Source organism: Citrobacter sp. B72 (genome assembly GCF_016894305.1).
Taxonomy (GTDB): Bacteria; Pseudomonadota; Gammaproteobacteria; order Enterobacterales; family Enterobacteriaceae; genus Citrobacter; species Citrobacter portucalensis.
In genome coordinates, this window is record NZ_CP069801.1 from 4,429,087 (window position 1) to 4,445,936 (window position 16,850).

Here is a 16,850-nt window from a genome sequence, read left to right on the forward strand (position 1 = left end):
CCAGGTGTAAATTGTGGCTATTAGAGGGGAAATGAAAAAATATGCTACAAAGTGGCGATTAAGCCACCACTTTGTATTGCAGAAGAGTAAGTTATGCGCGATCGACGGTAAATGCGATTACCTCGGCTAGGCTCTCTGCGCCCAGCGCCAGCATCACCAGACGATCAACGCCCAGCGCAACGCCTGAGCAATCCGGCATGCCGACTTTCAGCGCTTCCAGCAGGTTGGTATCGATAGGTTGCTGTGGTAAGCCTCGTGCGGCACGTTTGCGGTTATCCTGCTCAAACCGCTGCTGCTGTTCGCGCGCGTCGGTTAATTCATGGAAACCATTCGCCAGCTCAATACCTTTGAAATAAACCTCGAAACGTTCAGCCACGCGGTGATCTTCGGTACTGATTTGCGCCAGTGATGCCTGGCTGGCCGGGAAATGATACACAAACGTCGGCTTGTCTTTACCAATATGCGGTTCAACACCCATCGTAAACAGCAGTTGCAGTAAGGTATCCCGGTCTTCTTCGGTATCAGCGATATTGCTGAGATCCAATTTCGCCGCCACTTCCCGCAGTTGGGTTTTATCCGCAGACAGCGGGTCAATCTCCAGATGGCGCTGGAAGGCCTGCTGGTAAGAAAGGCTTTCCGCAGGTGAGCAGTCCAGCACCTGCTGGAGCAAATCATCCACTTCATTCATCAGGCGATACATATCGTAGTGCGGACGATACCACTCAAGCATGGTGAATTCAGGGTTATGATGGCGCCCCATCTCTTCATTACGGAAGCTGCGGCACAGTTGATACACCGGGCCGCATCCTGCCACCAGCAGGCGCTTCATATGGTATTCAGGGCTGGTCATTAGATAGAGATTCATTCCCTGGGAGTGTCCAGGGCCAACGAAACGCGTTTCGAACGGGAACAGGTGGATGTCCGTTACCGTTGCCTGACTCATACAAGGGGTCTCAACCTCAAGCACGCCACGATCGGCAAAAAAGCGGCGAATCTCCGCTATAATTGCTGCACGTTTTAACAGATTGGGGATGGACGCGCTCGGCTGCCAGGTTGCCGTTTCGCTCATGGTTGTTTCTCCGATTTATGACAAGGGCACGAAGTCTACTCGTATCGCGCTAACGAGACAAATTTCAGGCAGCACTAATCATCACTGGCAATTGGATAAAAAAAGCGACTTAGGGTGGTTTAGTAATTAAATTAATCAAATTCAATGATAATTCCCCCCTATGACACGCTAAAAAAATCGAACACGTCAAATTTCCCGCACATCCCTAAGACTATACTATTGTACCTATAAAGGAGCAGTGGAAACGCGTTCATAACCTGTTTGAAGCCGATGAAGCATCTGATTTCAGGCAGGGATGAAATAACAACAATCTGGAGGAATGTCGTGCAAACCTTTCAAGCCGATCTTGCCATTATAGGCGCCGGTGGCGCGGGATTACGTGCTGCAATTGCTGCCGCACAAGCAAATCCCAACGCTAAAATCGCACTGATCTCAAAAGTGTACCCAATGCGCAGCCATACCGTTGCTGCCGAAGGCGGCTCTGCTGCTGTCGCGCAGGATCATGACAGCTTTGACTACCATTTTCACGATACGGTAGCAGGCGGAGACTGGCTGTGTGAGCAGGATGTCGTGGATTACTTTGTCCACCACTGCCCAACTGAAATGACGCAACTGGAACAATGGGGCTGCCCATGGAGCCGTCGTGAAGACGGTAGCGTCAACGTACGTCGCTTCGGCGGCATGAAAATCGAGCGTACCTGGTTTGCCGCGGATAAGACCGGCTTCCACATGCTGCATACGCTGTTCCAAACATCTTTGCAGTTCCCGCAGATTCAGCGCTTTGACGAACACTTCGTTCTGGATATCCTGGTTGACGACGGTCATGCTCGCGGCCTGGTTGCCATGAACATGATGGAAGGCACGCTGGTGCAAATCCGTGCTAACGCTGTTGTTATGGCAACGGGCGGCGCAGGTCGTGTTTACCGTTACAACACCAACGGCGGCATCGTAACCGGCGACGGTATGGGCATGGCGCTGAGCCACGGCGTTCCGCTGCGTGATATGGAATTCGTTCAATATCACCCAACAGGTCTGCCAGGCTCCGGTATCCTGATGACTGAAGGCTGCCGTGGTGAAGGCGGTATTCTGGTCAACAAAAACGGCTACCGTTATCTGCAAGACTACGGCATGGGTCCGGAAACCCCGCTGGGCGAGCCAAAAAACAAATACATGGAACTCGGTCCGCGCGACAAAGTTTCTCAGGCGTTCTGGCACGAATGGCGCAAAGGCAACACCATTTCCACTCCGCGTGGCGATGTGGTTCACCTCGACCTGCGTCACCTCGGCGAGAAAAAACTGCTCGAACGTTTACCGTTCATCTGCGAACTGGCGAAAGCTTACGTGGGTGTCGATCCGGTTAAAGAACCGATCCCGGTACGTCCGACCGCGCACTACACCATGGGCGGTATCGAAACCGATCAGCACTGTGAAACCCGCATTAAAGGTCTGTTCGCTGTCGGCGAATGTTCCTCTGTTGGTCTGCATGGCGCTAACCGTCTGGGCTCTAACTCCCTGGCAGAACTGGTGGTCTTCGGTCGTATGGCCGGTGAGCAGGCAGCAGAACGCGCTGCAACGGCTGGCGCTGCAAACAGTGCCGCTCTTGATGCACAGGTTGCTGGCGTTGAAAAACGTCTGAAAGATCTGGTTAACCAGGAAGGTAACGAAAACTGGTCTAAGATCCGTGACGAAATGGGCCTGTCCATGGAAGAAGGTTGCGGTATCTACCGTACGCCGGAACTCATGCAGAAAACCGTTGATAAGCTGGCGGAACTGCAGGAACGCTTCAAGCGCGTACGTATCACTGATACCTCCAGCGTCTTCAACACCGACCTGCTGTATACCATCGAACTGGGTCACGGTCTGAACGTTGCTGAATGTATGGCGCACTCTGCTCTGGCGCGTAAAGAATCCCGCGGCGCGCACCAGCGTCTGGATGAAGGCTGCACCGAGCGTGACGATGTGAACTTCCTCAAACACACCCTCGCCTTCCGCGATGCTGACGGCACGACTCGCCTGGAATACAGCGACGTGAAAATCACCACTCTGCCACCGGCTAAACGTGTTTACGGTGGCGAAGCGGAAGCAGCCGATAAGAAGGAGAAGGCGAATGGCTGAGATGAAAAACCTGAAAGTTGAGGTGGTGCGCTATAACCCGGAAACCGATACCGCGCCGCACAGTGCTTTCTACGAAGTTCCTTATGATGAAACCACGTCACTGCTGGATGCGCTGGGCTACATCAAGGATAACCTGGCACCGGACCTGAGCTACCGCTGGTCCTGCCGTATGGCGATCTGCGGCTCCTGCGGCATGATGGTCAACAATGTACCGAAACTGGCATGCAAAACCTTCCTGCGTGATTACACCAACGGCATCAAGGTTGAAGCGCTGGGCAACTTCCCGATTGAGCGCGATCTGGTCGTCGACATGACGCACTTTATCGAAAGCCTGGAAGCGATCAAACCGTACATTATCGGTAACCCGCGTACACCGGATCAGGGTCCAAACACCCAGACTCCGGCGCAGATGGCGAAGTATCATCAGTTCTCCGGTTGCATCAACTGTGGTCTGTGCTATGCCGCGTGTCCGCAGTTCGGCCTGAACCCTGAGTTCATTGGACCGGCTGCGATTACGCTGGCGCATCGTTACAACGAAGATAGCCGCGACCACGGTAAGAAGGAGCGTATGGCTCAGTTGAACAGCCCGAACGGCGTCTGGACCTGTACTTTCGTGGGCTACTGCTCCGAAGTCTGCCCGAAACACGTCGATCCGGCTGCGGCCATTCAGCAGGGTAAAGTTGAAAGTTCAAAAGACTTTCTTATCGCTACCCTGAAACCACGCTAAGGAGTGCACGATGACGACTAAACGTAAAGCCTATGTGCGGCCAATGACGTCCACCTGGTGGAAAAAGCTGCCATTTTATCGTTTTTACATGCTGCGTGAAGGCACGGCAGTTCCGGCAGTCTGGTTCAGCATTGAACTGATTATCGGCCTGTTTGCACTCAAGCATGGTGCAGAGTCCTGGATGGGCTTTGTCGCCTTTTTGCAAAACCCGGTGGTGGTAATCCTTAACATTATCGCCCTGGCAGCAGCGCTGCTGCATACCAAAACCTGGTTTGAGCTGGCGCCAAAAGCAGCCAACATCATCGTTAAAGACGAAAAAATGGGGCCAGAGCCGATCATCAAAGGTCTCTGGGCAGTTACTGTGGTTGCGACAGTAGTCATACTGTTTGTTGCCCTGTTCTGGTAAGGAGTCCGGAATGATTAATCCAAATCCAAAACGCTCTGACGAACCCGTATTCTGGGGCCTGTTTGGTGCAGGCGGTATGTGGAGCGCAATCATTGCGCCAGTAATGATCCTGCTGGTAGGCATTATGCTGCCGCTGGGCTTTGTTCCTGATGCTTTCAGCTATGAACGCGTACTGGCATTCGCTCAGAGCTTCATCGGACGTGCGTTTCTGTTCCTGATGATCGTTCTGCCGCTGTGGTGTGGTTTACACCGTATGCACCACGCGATGCATGACCTGAAAATCCACGTGCCTGCTGGCAAATGGGTCTTCTACGGACTGGCAGCAATCCTGACCGTTGTAACGGCTATTGGTATTCTGACCATCTAAGTACATGCGTTAATTATCAGGCCCGCCATTGGCGGGCCTTTTTATTTGTGCAGTATTCCTGTCAACCAACGGGAAAATTCACGCATCGCGGGTGTCTCCGGACGCGATTGCAAACGCGTTATCCAGTAACTTCCCAAATCAATCTGCGTTAAAAACGGTTGAACGATTCGTTCCCTACTGAGTAAATGCGTGAACATTCTGACTGGTGCAATTGCCACACCGATCCCCGCCTGCGCGGCTTCCAGCATGGTGACGGACGAATCAAACACCACCACGTTGTGCGTCGGTGACGGGGGCGCCTCTCCGGCGGCCTGCATCCAAAGCGTCCATTCATCCCGCCGATACGATCGTAATAACGGAAATTTCAGGATGTCCGCAGGCGTTTGAATCTGCAAAGCCAATGTTGGCGAACACAGTGGAGACATCAACGCGCTACATAAATATTGCGCGTCGGTATCGTGCCAGGCTCCCCCTCCGTAGCGAATGGTATAATCCAGCCCTTCGGCAGCGGGATCCACGCGGTTATTATGGGTAGAAATATGCAAATCAATATGCGGGTAACTGCGCTTAAAATCGCCCAGTAGAGGAAACAGACACCCAACCGCAAAGGTCCCCACCACGCCAATTTTAAGTTTTTCCTGGGTCTGTTTGGTGGCAAAACGATCCAGCATCCCCGCCATACGATCGAAAGAGTCATTAAGTACAGGTAACAGACTTTCCCCTTCAGTGGTCAACATTAATCCACGAGAACCGCGCACAAAAAGCTGACAATTTAGCTGCTGCTCCAGCGCTTTTACATGCTGACTAATGGCAGAATGCGTCACGTTGAGCTCAATCGCGGCGCGGGTAAAACTGAGATGTCTGGCCGCGGCTTCAAAAGCCCGCAGCGAGTTAAGAGGGATATAGCTACGCGTCATCATCCGGCCTGTTAGAAAAACTTATATCTGCTGCTAAATTTAACCGTTTGTCAACACGGTGCAAATCAAACACACTGATTGCGTCTGACGGGCCCGGACACCCTTTTGCTTTTAATTACGGAACTGATTTCATGATGAAAAAATCGTTATGCTGCGCTCTGCTGCTGACAGCCCCTTTCTCCACGTTTGCCGCAGCCAAAACAGAACAACAGATTGCCGATATCGTTAATCGCACCATCACCCCGTTGATGCAGGAGCAGGCTATTCCGGGTATGGCCGTTGCCGTTATCTACCAGGGAAAACCCTATTATTTCACCTGGGGTAAAGCCGATATCGCCAATAACCACTCAGTCACGCAGCAAACTCTGTTTGAGCTAGGGTCGGTCAGTAAGACGTTTAACGGCGTATTGGGCGGCGATGCTATCGCCCGCGGCGAAATTAAGCTCAGCGAGCCGGTCACGAAATACTGGCCAGAACTGACAGGCAAACAGTGGCAGGGTATCAGCCTGCTGCACTTAGCCACCTACACGGCAGGCGGCCTGCCGCTGCAGATCCCCGATGACGTTACGGATAAAGCCGCATTACTGCGTTTTTATCAAAACTGGCAGCCGCAATGGGCCCCGGGCGCTAAGCGTCTTTACGCTAACTCCAGCATTGGTCTGTTTGGCGCGCTGGCGGTGAAACCCTCAGGAATGAGTTACGAAGAGGCAATGACCAGACGCGTCCTGCAACCATTAAAACTGGCGCATACCTGGATTACAGTTCCGCAGAACGAACAAAAAGATTATGCCTGGGGCTATCGCGAAGGGAAGGCTGTACACGTTTCTCCGGGACAACTTGACGCCGAAGCCTATGGCGTGAAATCCAGCGTTATTGATATGGCCCGCTGGGTTCAGGTCAACATGGACGCCAGCCGCGTTCAGGAGAAAACGCTCCAGCAGGGCATTGCGCTTGCGCAGTCTCGCTACTGGCGTATTGGCGATATGTACCAGGGATTAGGCTGGGAGATGCTGAACTGGCCGCTGAAAGCTGATTCAATCATCAACGGTAGCGACAGCAAAGTGGCATTGGCAGCGCTTCCCGCCGTTGAGGTAAACCCGCCTGCCCCGGCAGTGAAAGCCTCATGGGTGCATAAAACGGGATCCACTGGAGGATTTGGCAGCTACGTAGCCTTCGTTCCAGAAAAAAACCTTGGCATCGTGATGCTGGCAAACAAAAACTATCCTAACCCTGTCCGTGTCGAGGCGGCCTGGCGCATTCTTGAAAAGCTGCAATAACTAACGATGAGGCCCAGGATATTGGGCCTCCTTTCTTTCTCTTTTTTTCCTGTTGTCATCTACACTTAACAAAAATACAGCAAGGAAAATCCCATGCGCATTTTGCCCGTCGTTGCTGCAGTTACGGCTGCATTCCTGGTTGTCGCGTGTAGCTCCCCGACACCGCCGAAAGGCGTTACCGTGGTAAATAACTTTGATGCCAAACGCTATCTGGGAACCTGGTATGAAATTGCGCGCTTCGACCATCGTTTCGAGCGCGGATTGGATAAAGTGACCGCAACATACAGCTTGCGCGACGACGGCGGCATCAACGTTATTAACAAGGGCTATAACCCTGACAGGGAGATGTGGCAGAAAACGGAAGGGAAAGCCTATTTCACCGGCGACCCAAGCAGAGCCGCGCTTAAGGTTTCTTTTTTCGGCCCCTTCTATGGCGGGTATAACGTAATTGCACTCGACCGGGAATATCGTCACGCGCTGGTTTGTGGTCCGGATCGCGACTACCTGTGGATCCTTTCACGGACCCCTACTATTTCAGATGAAATGAAACAGCAAATGTTAGCCATCGCGACCCGGGAAGGGTTTGAAGTGAATAAACTGATTTGGGTGAAACAGCCTGGCGCTTAGTGAGTGCTCAGCTTCAGACCAATAATACCAGCAACGATCAGCCCAAGGCTCAGCAAACGTGCCGGGCTGGCAGACTCACCCAGCAGCAAAATCCCTGTAATGGCCGCCCCAACAGCGCCAATACCGGTCCAGACCGCATAAGCTGTTCCAACAGGCAACGTGCGCATTGCCCAGGAGAGCATGGCGATGCTGACGATCATCGCCGCAATAGTGATAATGCTTGGCGTAAGACGCGTAAAACCGTGGGTGTATTTCAGGCCAATCGCCCATACGACTTCGAGCAAACCTGCAATTAATAAAACGATCCAGGACATATCAGGCTCCAGAACTATGGGGCCGTCCCCGGTGAATGAAGCGTTTGCAGGTCGTCCTGCAAAGCTGATGTGTGAAATGGCATTTTTGCCCGGAAGAAAATGAATTTCAACCTTTTTATTCACTGCCTGCTAAAAGCAAGAATTAAGCATAATTAGCGGCGTAGTTCCCGCATTTGGCACTCATCGGAGTTCTCTATGATGAAGGGCTTTCTGAAACCAGAAAGTCGATTGCCCCTCTTCTGAATGCGAAACGTTTATGCTTAAAATTTTAGTGATTGACCGGTGCCACTTTACCCGCACAGGGATAGAGGCCTTGCTTAATCATTCTGGCAGGTTCAGCTCCTCATTTCTGGTATCAGGAATCAATAATCTCCTGTTAGCAAAAGAGCATATTTTGCAATGGAAACCGCATCTGGTGATCGCGGATTTATACAGTTTTATTAGCGAGACGCACTCCAGTCCGCCAATTAAACCTTTTTTTATGAGTTGTGGCGTCATCCCACTGATTTTACTGCAATCAGCAGACAGACAGCATGCCCCCATCGTGCCCTCTCAATCCGTAGCCCATTCGGTCTTGACCAAGCACACCACGCTGAACACACTCTCCCACACAATTCAGGAAGCGCTTCAGGTTCGCCCCGCATTAGAAATAGCCAAAAACGCCACGCCTTTGCTTACGCCGCAAGAGGAGAAAGTATTATCAATGTGGATGGATGGTGTGAGTAACAATGCCATTGCCGCCGCGCTCAGCATTCATGGCAAAACGGTCTACACCTATAAGCGGAATATCCGTATGAAACTGCACCTGGGGAACCGCTTCTCGCCGTTCCTGTCACTCCCAAAGAAGGGTGATTAACGGTACGACACGACGTCGTACCGTTCTTCATTATTGCTATTGCTGAGCTTTTGTCGCTGCACCAGAGATTGCGCTACCGCCTTCAGAGATATCCTGTCCTACGCCTCGTGTGGTATTACACGCGGTTAAAACGGAAGAAAGTACCAACACAGAAAAGATCGCAGCAATTGTTTTCTTAACCATAACGTCTTCCTTTTCTAGCCAATATTGTTTGTGTATAGCTACTTAATAATAGACAAGATCCGGGAGTGTGATGGATAAACAACCGTTTTTAAGACTATATGAAAGGATTAGCTGGCGGCGTGTGAAATTGAGTTGCCAAGATGTTTGATGTCTTCACCGAAGCCGCGCGCGGTGTTGCATCCTGTCAGAAGGGTGCTGGTGAAAAGGAGTAGCATTACAAGACCGAGAAGACGTTTCATCATTCCTGCCCTGGAAAAAGTATGGCGCAGCAACCTGCGCCATAAGATCAAATGGAAGACTTATTTTACGCGAGAAACGTATTCGCCGGAGCGGGTATCCACTTTGATCACTTCGCCGATCTGTACGAACAGCGGAACTTTAACGACTGCGCCGGTAGACAGGGTAGCCGGTTTGCCGCCAGTACCAGCGGTATCGCCTTTCAGACCTGGGTCGGTTTCAACAACTTCCAGCTCAACGAAGTTCGGCGGAGTTACGGAGATCGGCTGACCGTTCCACAGGGTCACGATGCATTCAGCCTGGTCCAGCAGCCATTTAGCGTTATCGCCTACCGCTTTCTCGTCTGCAGCCAGCTGTTCGAAAGTGGTGTTATTCATAAAGTGCCAGAACTCACCGTCGCTATACAGGAAGGTCAGGTTCATGTCGGCTACGTCTGCGCCTTCAGCGGAGTCAGTAGACTTGAAGGTTTTCTCTACGCGAGTACCGGTCAGCAGGCGACGCAGCTTAACGCGCGCAAACGCCTGGCCTTTACCTGGTTTAACGAATTCGCTGGCTTCAACCGCATAAGGTTCGCCGTCCAACATGATTTTAAGACCAGCACGAAAATCGTTGCTATAGTACGTTGCCATAAGGCCCTCTGAAAATTGTTAACTGGTAGCTAAGCCACAAAATGGCGCATATTGTAACCCTAAATACCCCATCCAGAGAAGATTGGTTATCGCAACTTGCCGATGTTGTGACCGATCCCGATGAACTTCTGCATCTTTTGAACATAGATGCAGATGAAAAACTGTTGGCCGGACGCGACGCGAGACGGCTTTTCGCCCTGCGCGTGCCGCGTGCGTTTATTGCCCGCATGGAGAAAGGCAACCCGGACGATCCGCTTTTACGTCAGGTACTGACTGCCCAGGAAGAGTTTGTGGCCGCGCCAGGCTACTCAACCGACCCACTGGAAGAACAGCACAGCGTGGTTCCCGGTCTACTGCATAAATATCGCAATCGGGCACTGCTGCTGGTTAAAGGCGGTTGCGCGGTAAATTGTCGCTATTGCTTCCGCCGGCATTTCCCATACGCCGAAAATCAGGGCAATAAGCGCAACTGGCAGGTCGCCATCGACTACATTAACGCGCACCCTGAGCTGGATGAAATCATCTTCTCTGGTGGCGATCCGTTAATGGCCAAGGACCACGAACTGGACTGGTTGCTCACGCAACTGGAAGCTATCCCGCACATTAAGCGTCTGCGTATTCACAGCCGTTTGCCGATAGTGATCCCGGCGCGCATTACAGAAGGACTGGTCGAGCGTTTTGCGCACTCCTCCTTGCAGATTCTGCTGGTCAATCACATTAACCATGCCAATGAAATTGATCAGACGTTTCGCCAGGCGATGAGCAGTCTGCGCGCCGCGGGCGTTACGTTACTCAACCAGAGCGTATTGCTGCGTGGCGTGAACGATAACGCACAAACCCTGGCTAACCTTAGCAACGCACTGTTTGATGCCGGTGTAATGCCCTATTACCTGCACGTGCTGGATAAAGTGCAGGGTGCCGCACACTTTATGGTAAGCGACGATGAAGCGCGTCGCATTATGCGTGAGCTTCTGACGCTAGTTTCCGGCTATATGGTCCCCAAACTGGCGCGTGAAATTGGTGGAGAGCCAAGTAAAACACCGCTGGATCTGCAGTTACGTCAACAATAGCCATTACTGAGTGTCCGATTCCGGACACTCACCACGATTACTTATTATTTAAATCCCCACAAGTGGAGCCTCGCTTTTAATCTGTGCTATTTTAATTAGCGCAGTTCAATTATTCATTCGTAAATTTTATCAATAGTTTCAAATGCAGAATATTAATAAATATATGGTTAGGGAGAACCTTTTATGGCTATAAGTATTAAGGGCGTTAATACTGGCATTATTCGCCAAAAGAATGAATTTGTTGCCATGGCATTAAAAATAAAAGAACCAAGAAACAAGGAATCACTCTTTTTTCTCTCTCCACTTGGACTTAGAGACCTGCTTATTGCGCTGGAGAGCCGGCTGTACGCTATTTCTCAGCTAAACAAAGACGAGCGTATACAATATGAAAAGGCATGTGATAAAGCCAGCAAAAAAATGCACGAGAATATCCCGTCAATTCAGGAAGATGAACTAAAAAATGCGGATATTAACCGCCGCATAAATTCGCTGATGTTAGTGGATGACAAAGGCGAGAATTTAACATTTTCTCTGACGTTGCATGACGGACAAATATGCGAATTACTGGTTAATGAATTACAGATTCAGGTGCTGGCGCATGCAATTATTCACGCAATAAATAATGCTGACATGAGAGAACTCGCGCTACGAATAACATCGCTGCTGGATTTCCTGCCGCTGTACGATGTTGATTGTCAGCAAAACGACAATCTGGAATACGACTCTTATACACAACCCGAATGGAAACATAACCTGTTTAATCATTATCTGGCGATTATTTACCGCTATACAGATGATAAAGGAAAAGCCCAGTTCTGTGGTTCGGTCGTGAAAACTCGCGCCCTTTCCGGTAGCAAAGAAGCCGAAGCCATTACTCGCCGCCTTCTCGACTTCAGCCCGCGGCTGAAAAAACTTGCCGGTGTACCGTGCCAGGTGTTTGTCAGAACGTTGACGGGTGATAAGACGCAAAAGCTCAATCAGGATCAGTGCCTGCGCGCATTGCATCATTTACGCGTTCAGTCTGCGCATAAGACTCAGAATGCCTGATGGCGCTGCGCTTATCAGGCCTACGATCATTCGTACCGTAGGCCGGATAAGACGCTTTAGCGTCGCCATCCGGCATCAGCAGCAGTTCTCAATTAGGGCACTTATAAACCTGTCCAATCATCTCACTGGCGGTAGGAACAAAGCTGGACAGCATTCCCTGCGATGGGCTGCTGACGCCATAAATCACGTTACCGCCCATTGCCGCAGCCTGGTTACGCAGATCGTTTGCTGCGCCACGCATTGAGCCGCCCTCTTCGCCGTGCTGGCCTGAAAGCCAGTTGCTTTGCTTACCGGTTGCAGTGCCTATCAGTTGGCACTCTGCGCCAGGCTTGTCTTCAACAAAACGTACGCTTTGCCCGGCAGAACTCAGTTCGTTGCTGGAGCTACAACCCGCCATCAGTAGCGCGGCACCAACGATCCCTGCTAAATATTTCACGTGCATGTCATTCCCCATAATCAATTAGTTGGACGTTATGTCCGTAGCTGAATCATATACTAAAAAGATGACCAAAAGAAAAACCCCCAGACATTTCTGCCCGAGGGTTTCTCAATTCTGGGAGATGAGCACCCAAATCATTCTGGTTGCAGGAAGGCGGCCAGTTTGTTAATCCCCAGTAGCTTACTCAAGTAAGTGACTGGGGTTAGCAAACGCAGCCAACGCATCTGCAGCCTGAAGGATGCAGGGTGTGGGCAATTACATCATGCCGCCCATTCCACCCATGCCACCCATACCGGCAGCACCTAAGTCAGGCGCATCGCCTTTCGGCAGGTCGGTAACCATGCACTCGGTGGTGATCATCAGACCCGCAACAGAAGCCGCGTACTGCAGAGCAGAACGAGTTACTTTGGTTGGATCCAGGATACCCATGTCGATCATGTTGCCGTATTCTTCAGTTGCAGCGTTGTAACCGTAGTTACCGTCACCCGCTTTTACGGTGTTAGCCACTACAGACGGCTCTTCGCCACAGTTCAGTACGATTTGACGCAGTGGGGATTCCATTGCGCGCAGCGCAACTTTGATACCTACGTTTTGGTCTTCGTTCTGACCTTTCAGGCCGGCAATTTTAGACGCTACGCGAATCAGCGCAACACCACCACCAGCAACCACGCCTTCTTCTACCGCAGCACGGGTAGCGTGCAGGGCATCTTCAACGCGGGCTTTCTTCTCTTTCATTTCAACTTCAGTCGCAGCACCAACTTTGATAACCGCAACGCCGCCTGCCAGTTTCGCTACGCGCTCCTGCAGTTTTTCACGGTCATAGTCAGAAGTTGCTTCTTCGATCTGCTGACGAATCTGAGTCACGCGACCCTGGATTGCAGCTTCGTCGCCCACGCCATCGATGATGGTGGTGGTATCTTTGTTGATAACAACGCGTTTCGCCTGACCCAGATCTTCCAGAGTTGCTTTTTCCAACTCCATACCGATCTCTTCAGAGATAACGGTACCACCGGTCAGGGTAGCGATATCCTGCAGCATTGCTTTACGACGATCGCCGAAGCCAGGTGCTTTAACCGCAGCGACTTTCACGATACCGCGCATGGTGTTAACAACCAGAGTTGCCAGCGCTTCGCCTTCAACATCTTCAGCGATGATCAGCAGCGGTTTGCCTGCTTTCGCTACAGCTTCCAGAACCGGCAGCATTTCGCGGATGTTGGAGATTTTCTTGTCAGCCAGCAGGATGAACGGGCTTTCCAGTTCTACTGCGCCAGTTTCCGGCTTGTTGATGAAGTAAGGAGACAGGTAGCCACGGTCGAACTGCATACCTTCAACCACGTCCAGTTCGTCCTGCAGACCGGTACCGTCTTCAACGGTGATCACGCCTTCTTTACCGACTTTGTCCATCGCTTCAGCGATCAGTTTACCTACGGTTTCGTCGGAGTTAGCGGAGATGGTACCAACCTGAGCAATAGCTTTAGAGTCGGAGCACGGTACTGACAGTGCTTTCAGTTCTTCAACAGCAGCAGCGACAGCTTTGTCGATACCACGTTTCAGATCCATCGGGTTCATGCCCGCAGCAACGGCTTTCAGACCTTCAGTGATGATGGACTGAGCCAGTACGGTTGCGGTGGTGGTACCGTCACCTGCAGCGTCGTTCGCTTTAGAGGCAACTTCTTTCACCATCTGCGCACCCATGTTTTCGAACTTGTCTTCCAGTTCGATTTCACGTGCTACGGAAACACCATCTTTAGTGATGGTCGGTGCACCGAAAGATTTATCCAGAACTACGTTACGGCCTTTTGGACCGAGGGTAACTTTCACTGCATCTGCCAGTACGTTTACGCCGCGCAGCATTTTCACACGAGCGTCGTTACCGAATTTTACGTCTTTAGCTGCCATTTTCTCTTTCCCTTAAATTCGTATGTTCAGTGTCGTTCGCGGATTAGGCTTCAACAATCGCCAGGATGTCGCTTTCAGACATGATCAACACTTCTTCATTGTCGATCTTCTCAGATTTAACACCGTAGCCATCGTTGAAAATAACGATATCGCCGACTTTCACGTCCAGCGGCTGTACGGTACCGTTGTCCAGGATGCGACCCTTACCGACAGCGATGATTTCGCCACGAGTTGATTTACCTGCTGCAGAACCAGTCAGTACGATGCCGCCAGCAGATTTGGATTCAACTTCTTTACGTTTGACGATCACACGATCATGTAACGGACGAATACTCATTGATAGCTCTCCTTTGAGAAAGTCTTTATCAGTTATGGGTGACGCCGGCCCGTAAACGGTTTCCCGGCTAGTGACCAGAGAGATGGGGATGGGGTTTTGTGCCTTCAAGGGGGCAAGCGAAAAAAAATTTTTATCAGCAGAAAATCCCGTCAAAACGCCGACGCACCTCACATTTCATAACGATTTCAGTCACGTCGTCATAAGCAAATCTGATTGTGATACCATCAAAAATCTGCGCTGTAGCCCGGTCAATGGGCATAACCGGATAACAACTTATGAGCGGACTGAAACAAGAGCTGGGACTGGCTCAGGGCGTTGGCCTGTTGTCGACATCATTGTTAGGTACAGGCGTTTTTGCCGTCCCCGCGCTGGCCGCACTGGTTGCGGGCAACAACAGCCTGTGGGCATGGCCGGTGCTGATTGTTTTGGTCTTTCCTGTGGCAATTGTCTTCGCCGTACTGGGTCGTCATTTTCCCAGCGCAGGCGGTGTGGCGCATTTTGTCGGCATGGCCTTTGGTTCACGCCTGGAGCGCGTCACCGGATGGCTATTTTTGTCGGTCATTCCTGTCGGTTTGCCTGCGGCATTGCATATCGCCGCCGGATTCGGTCAGGCGATGTTTGGCTGGCATGACGAGCAGCTTTTGCTGGCTGAGCTCGGTACGCTGGCATTGGTTTGGTACATCGGCTCCCGCGGCGCAAGCTCCAGCGCGAATCTACAAACGGTCATTGCAGGACTGATTGTTGCCCTGATTGTTGCTATCTGGTGGGCGGGCGATCTGACACCTGGCGAAATCCCCTTCCCTGCGATTACCGATATTGAGCTTCCCGGCCTGTTCGCCGCGTTGTCGGTCATGTTCTGGTGCTTTGTCGGCCTTGAAGCGTTTGCTCACCTGGCGTCTGAATTCAAAAATCCGGAGCGAGACTTCCCACGCGCACTGATGATCGGCCTGCTGCTGGCAGGGTCTGTTTATTGGGCATGCACCGTTGTCGTTCTCCATTTTGGTGCCTACGGCGAGCAAATGGCGGCCGCAGCGTCGCTGCCAGAGATCGTCGTGCAACTGTTTGGCGTACAAGCTCTGTGGGTCGCCTGCATCATTGGTTATCTGGCCTGTTTTGCCAGCCTCAACATTTATATACAAAGCTTCGCCCGGCTGGTCTGGTCGCAAGCGCAGTATAAGCCGGAGAGTTATCTGGCTCGTCTGTCCCCCCGACACCTTCCGCGCAATGCGCTAAACGCCGTATTGGGCTGTTGCGTAATCAGCACTCTGTGCATCTATATGCTGCAAATCAATCTCGATGCGTTAATCGTCTACGCCAACGGCATCTTTATTATGATTTATCTGCTGTGCATGCTGGCAGGTTGTCGATTACTGAAAGGGCATTATCGCGTACTGGCAGTCATTGGCGGTCTGCTGTGCCTACTGCTACTGGCGATGGTCGGCTGGAAGAGTCTATACGCGTTGATTATGCTGGCAGGACTGTGGCTGTTTTTACCCCGCAGGCCGGATAAGGCAACGTTGACGCCATCATCCGGCCTATAAACACTTTTGCCGGATGACGCTAATGCTTATCCGGCCTACATACTGATGCTTAATCCCGACGATCGTCTTTATGTTCGATGCTGTCGCGCTTGTCATCCTTGCGCTGAAATTCACCATCAAAAGTCTCACCGCCACCCGTTCCGGCGCTAAAACCACCGCCAGGCATACGCGAAAAACGCAAATGTGGCAGCAGTTTCATCGTCAGATGTTTTTGCACCGGGGGTAATAAAAGAAGAAGACCGAGGAAATCGGTGAAAAATCCGGGCAGCACCAACAGCAGACCGGCAATAATCAGCGATACGCTTTTGATCATTTCTGCAGCCGGACTTTCACCTGCCGCCATTTTCTGTTGCATCAGTAAAAAGTTCTTAAATCCCTGATTACGAACCAGAGACATACCGATAACCGATGTAAAAATAACCAAAATCAGCGTCATCAGGACGCCCATCACATGGGCAACCTGAATAAAAATAGATATCTCTATGTAAACATAGAGAAAAATGGCAAGTAATGGTATCCAGCGCAAAGGGATCTCCTGTTAATAACAGCCGTTTTGTTCAACTTCTGTTCGAAAAATTATGTTAATCGCATCGATTTGATATTGTGGTGGTTAGCAAAATTTCAAGTGGCTTGTACACTAATATTTGGGGTTAATCACAAAGGGGTGATCCATTTCACAGAATAATAAATAAGGGGTAAATTCCACGCTTTAAGTGATCCAGATTACGGTAGAAATCCTGAACCAGCATATGATCTCGGGTATCAGACCGATGCAGGGGATAATCGTCGGTCG

At 51.2% G+C, this 16,850-nt stretch carries 20 protein-coding genes; 10 read left to right on the plus strand and 10 right to left on the minus strand.

Features of this window, described 5'->3' with window-relative positions; genetic code table 11:
* Positions 1-91: 91 nt before the first annotated feature.
* The gene (gene epmA / locus JQN59_RS21195) at positions 92-1,069 is read right to left on the minus strand and encodes an elongation factor P--(R)-beta-lysine ligase (protein ID WP_048215093.1); all 978 of its coding nucleotides are present in this window, start codon (positions 1,067-1,069) and stop codon (positions 92-94) included.
* A 324-nt stretch (positions 1,070-1,393) separates the two neighbouring features.
* Here epmA and frdA point away from each other — a divergent pair, with 324 nt between their 5' ends.
* Genes frdA through frdD form a run of 4 tightly spaced genes read left to right on the plus strand, consistent with a single transcriptional unit; the run spans position 1,394 to position 4,684 of the window.
* A complete protein-coding gene (gene frdA / locus JQN59_RS21200) occupies positions 1,394-3,184 on the plus strand; it encodes a fumarate reductase (quinol) flavoprotein subunit (RefSeq protein ID WP_003830519.1) in 1,791 nt (596 codons plus the stop codon).
* The gene (gene frdB / locus JQN59_RS21205) at positions 3,177-3,911 is read left to right on the plus strand and encodes a fumarate reductase iron-sulfur protein (protein ID WP_042321379.1); all 735 of its coding nucleotides are present in this window, start codon (positions 3,177-3,179) and stop codon (positions 3,909-3,911) included. The genes frdA and frdB overlap by 8 nt, the downstream gene beginning before the upstream one ends.
* Before the next feature lie 10 nt (positions 3,912-3,921).
* Positions 3,922-4,317: a fumarate reductase subunit FrdC gene (frdC, locus tag JQN59_RS21210; protein WP_003025537.1), complete on the plus strand. Its 396-nt coding sequence runs from the start codon at positions 3,922-3,924 to the stop codon at positions 4,315-4,317.
* A gap of 10 nt (positions 4,318-4,327) precedes the next feature.
* Positions 4,328-4,684, plus strand: a complete 357-nt coding sequence (gene frdD, locus JQN59_RS21215; protein ID WP_003025535.1) for a fumarate reductase subunit FrdD — start codon at positions 4,328-4,330, stop codon at positions 4,682-4,684.
* Between the two features lie 41 nt (positions 4,685-4,725).
* Here the strand turns inward: frdD and ampR are convergent, their stop codons facing one another.
* The gene (gene ampR, locus JQN59_RS21220) at positions 4,726-5,601 is read right to left on the minus strand and encodes a LysR family transcriptional regulator AmpR (RefSeq protein ID WP_149607482.1); all 876 of its coding nucleotides are present in this window, start codon (positions 5,599-5,601) and stop codon (positions 4,726-4,728) included.
* Between the two features lie 131 nt (positions 5,602-5,732).
* Between ampR and blaCMY the strand changes: the two genes are divergently transcribed.
* Together blaCMY and JQN59_RS21230 are read left to right on the plus strand one after the other, a co-directional pair.
* A complete protein-coding gene (gene blaCMY / locus JQN59_RS21225) occupies positions 5,733-6,878 on the plus strand; it encodes a CMY-2 family class C beta-lactamase (RefSeq protein ID WP_149607481.1) in 1,146 nt (381 codons plus the stop codon).
* Positions 6,879-6,971: 93 nt separating this feature from the next.
* Positions 6,972-7,505, plus strand: a complete 534-nt coding sequence (locus tag JQN59_RS21230; protein WP_001221666.1) for a lipocalin family protein — start codon at positions 6,972-6,974, stop codon at positions 7,503-7,505.
* Here JQN59_RS21230 and sugE read toward each other — a convergent pair.
* Positions 7,502-7,819, minus strand: a complete 318-nt coding sequence (sugE, locus tag JQN59_RS21235) for a quaternary ammonium compound efflux SMR transporter SugE (RefSeq protein ID WP_000118520.1) — start codon at positions 7,817-7,819, stop codon at positions 7,502-7,504. The genes JQN59_RS21230 and sugE overlap by 4 nt on opposite strands.
* Before the next feature lie 256 nt (positions 7,820-8,075).
* On the opposite strand from sugE, the gene JQN59_RS21240 reads away from it, so the two are divergent.
* Positions 8,076-8,675, plus strand: coding sequence for a LuxR C-terminal-related transcriptional regulator (locus JQN59_RS21240; protein WP_048215095.1), 600 nt, complete (start codon positions 8,076-8,078; stop codon positions 8,673-8,675).
* Between the two features lie 36 nt (positions 8,676-8,711).
* Here the strand turns inward: JQN59_RS21240 and ecnB are convergent, their stop codons facing one another.
* The 3 genes from ecnB to efp form a co-directional block, all read right to left on the minus strand.
* Complete coding sequence (gene ecnB / locus JQN59_RS21245; RefSeq protein ID WP_003025482.1) at positions 8,712-8,858, minus strand: lipoprotein toxin entericidin B; 147 nt, start codon at positions 8,856-8,858, stop codon at positions 8,712-8,714.
* Between the two features lie 107 nt (positions 8,859-8,965).
* Positions 8,966-9,100 (minus strand): lipoprotein antitoxin entericidin A, encoded by a 135-nt coding sequence (ecnA, locus tag JQN59_RS21250; RefSeq protein WP_003830568.1) that lies wholly within the window; start codon positions 9,098-9,100, stop codon positions 8,966-8,968.
* Between the two features lie 57 nt (positions 9,101-9,157).
* The gene (gene efp / locus JQN59_RS21255) at positions 9,158-9,724 is read right to left on the minus strand and encodes an elongation factor P (RefSeq protein ID WP_003025478.1); all 567 of its coding nucleotides are present in this window, start codon (positions 9,722-9,724) and stop codon (positions 9,158-9,160) included.
* Between the two features lie 41 nt (positions 9,725-9,765).
* Between efp and epmB the strand changes: the two genes are divergently transcribed.
* The gene (epmB, locus tag JQN59_RS21260; RefSeq protein WP_149607480.1) at positions 9,766-10,794 is read left to right on the plus strand and encodes an EF-P beta-lysylation protein EpmB; all 1,029 of its coding nucleotides are present in this window, start codon (positions 9,766-9,768) and stop codon (positions 10,792-10,794) included.
* Between the two features lie 183 nt (positions 10,795-10,977).
* Complete coding sequence (yjeJ, locus tag JQN59_RS21265) at positions 10,978-11,841, plus strand: YjeJ family protein (RefSeq protein ID WP_149607479.1); 864 nt, start codon at positions 10,978-10,980, stop codon at positions 11,839-11,841.
* An 88-nt stretch (positions 11,842-11,929) separates the two neighbouring features.
* On the opposite strand, the gene JQN59_RS21270 is transcribed toward yjeJ, so the two are convergent.
* The 3 genes from JQN59_RS21270 to JQN59_RS21280 form a co-directional block, all read right to left on the minus strand.
* Entirely contained in the window at positions 11,930-12,283 is a 354-nt protein-coding gene (locus JQN59_RS21270) for a DUF4156 domain-containing protein (protein WP_003025468.1), read from the minus strand.
* A gap of 252 nt (positions 12,284-12,535) precedes the next feature.
* The gene (gene groL / locus JQN59_RS21275) at positions 12,536-14,179 is read right to left on the minus strand and encodes a chaperonin GroEL (protein ID WP_003830576.1); all 1,644 of its coding nucleotides are present in this window, start codon (positions 14,177-14,179) and stop codon (positions 12,536-12,538) included.
* A gap of 43 nt (positions 14,180-14,222) precedes the next feature.
* Positions 14,223-14,516, minus strand: a complete 294-nt coding sequence (locus JQN59_RS21280) for a co-chaperone GroES (protein WP_000027827.1) — start codon at positions 14,514-14,516, stop codon at positions 14,223-14,225.
* 275 nt (positions 14,517-14,791) lie between these two features.
* Here JQN59_RS21280 and yjeH point away from each other — a divergent pair, with 275 nt between their 5' ends.
* On the plus strand, positions 14,792-16,057 hold the full coding sequence (gene yjeH, locus JQN59_RS21285; RefSeq protein WP_008785985.1) for an L-methionine/branched-chain amino acid transporter: 1,266 nt from the start codon (positions 14,792-14,794) through the stop codon (positions 16,055-16,057).
* Positions 16,058-16,106: 49 nt separating this feature from the next.
* Here the strand turns inward: yjeH and JQN59_RS21290 are convergent, their stop codons facing one another.
* Positions 16,107-16,583: an FxsA family protein gene (locus JQN59_RS21290; protein ID WP_003025457.1), complete on the minus strand. Its 477-nt coding sequence runs from the start codon at positions 16,581-16,583 to the stop codon at positions 16,107-16,109.
* Positions 16,584-16,850: the final 267 nt, after the last annotated feature.

Bases quoted from the DNA above. Each gene is read 5' to 3' on its own strand.
- groL (WP_003830576.1), bottom strand. From the start codon at position 14,179: ATGGCAGCTAAAGACGTAAAATTCGGTAACGACGCTCGTGTGAAAATG.
- frdB (WP_042321379.1), top strand. From the start codon at position 3,177: ATGGCTGAGATGAAAAACCTGAAAGTTGAGGTGGTGCGCTATAACCCG.
- ampR (WP_149607482.1), bottom strand. From the start codon at position 5,601: ATGACGCGTAGCTATATCCCTCTTAACTCGCTGCGGGCTTTTGAAGCC.
- blaCMY (WP_149607481.1), top strand. From the start codon at position 5,733: ATGATGAAAAAATCGTTATGCTGCGCTCTGCTGCTGACAGCCCCTTTC.
- JQN59_RS21240 (WP_048215095.1), top strand. From the start codon at position 8,076: ATGCTTAAAATTTTAGTGATTGACCGGTGCCACTTTACCCGCACAGGG.
- JQN59_RS21230 (WP_001221666.1), top strand. From the start codon at position 6,972: ATGCGCATTTTGCCCGTCGTTGCTGCAGTTACGGCTGCATTCCTGGTT.
- frdD (WP_003025535.1), top strand. From the start codon at position 4,328: ATGATTAATCCAAATCCAAAACGCTCTGACGAACCCGTATTCTGGGGC.
- JQN59_RS21270 (WP_003025468.1), bottom strand. From the start codon at position 12,283: ATGCACGTGAAATATTTAGCAGGGATCGTTGGTGCCGCGCTACTGATG.
- epmB (WP_149607480.1), top strand. From the start codon at position 9,766: ATGGCGCATATTGTAACCCTAAATACCCCATCCAGAGAAGATTGGTTA.
- JQN59_RS21280 (WP_000027827.1), bottom strand. From the start codon at position 14,516: ATGAGTATTCGTCCGTTACATGATCGTGTGATCGTCAAACGTAAAGAA.
- efp (WP_003025478.1), bottom strand. From the start codon at position 9,724: ATGGCAACGTACTATAGCAACGATTTTCGTGCTGGTCTTAAAATCATG.
- ecnA (WP_003830568.1), bottom strand. From the start codon at position 9,100: ATGATGAAACGTCTTCTCGGTCTTGTAATGCTACTCCTTTTCACCAGC.
- yjeH (WP_008785985.1), top strand. From the start codon at position 14,792: ATGAGCGGACTGAAACAAGAGCTGGGACTGGCTCAGGGCGTTGGCCTG.
- sugE (WP_000118520.1), bottom strand. From the start codon at position 7,819: ATGTCCTGGATCGTTTTATTAATTGCAGGTTTGCTCGAAGTCGTATGG.
- ecnB (WP_003025482.1), bottom strand. From the start codon at position 8,858: ATGGTTAAGAAAACAATTGCTGCGATCTTTTCTGTGTTGGTACTTTCT.
- epmA (WP_048215093.1), bottom strand. From the start codon at position 1,069: ATGAGCGAAACGGCAACCTGGCAGCCGAGCGCGTCCATCCCCAATCTG.
- yjeJ (WP_149607479.1), top strand. From the start codon at position 10,978: ATGGCTATAAGTATTAAGGGCGTTAATACTGGCATTATTCGCCAAAAG.
- frdC (WP_003025537.1), top strand. From the start codon at position 3,922: ATGACGACTAAACGTAAAGCCTATGTGCGGCCAATGACGTCCACCTGG.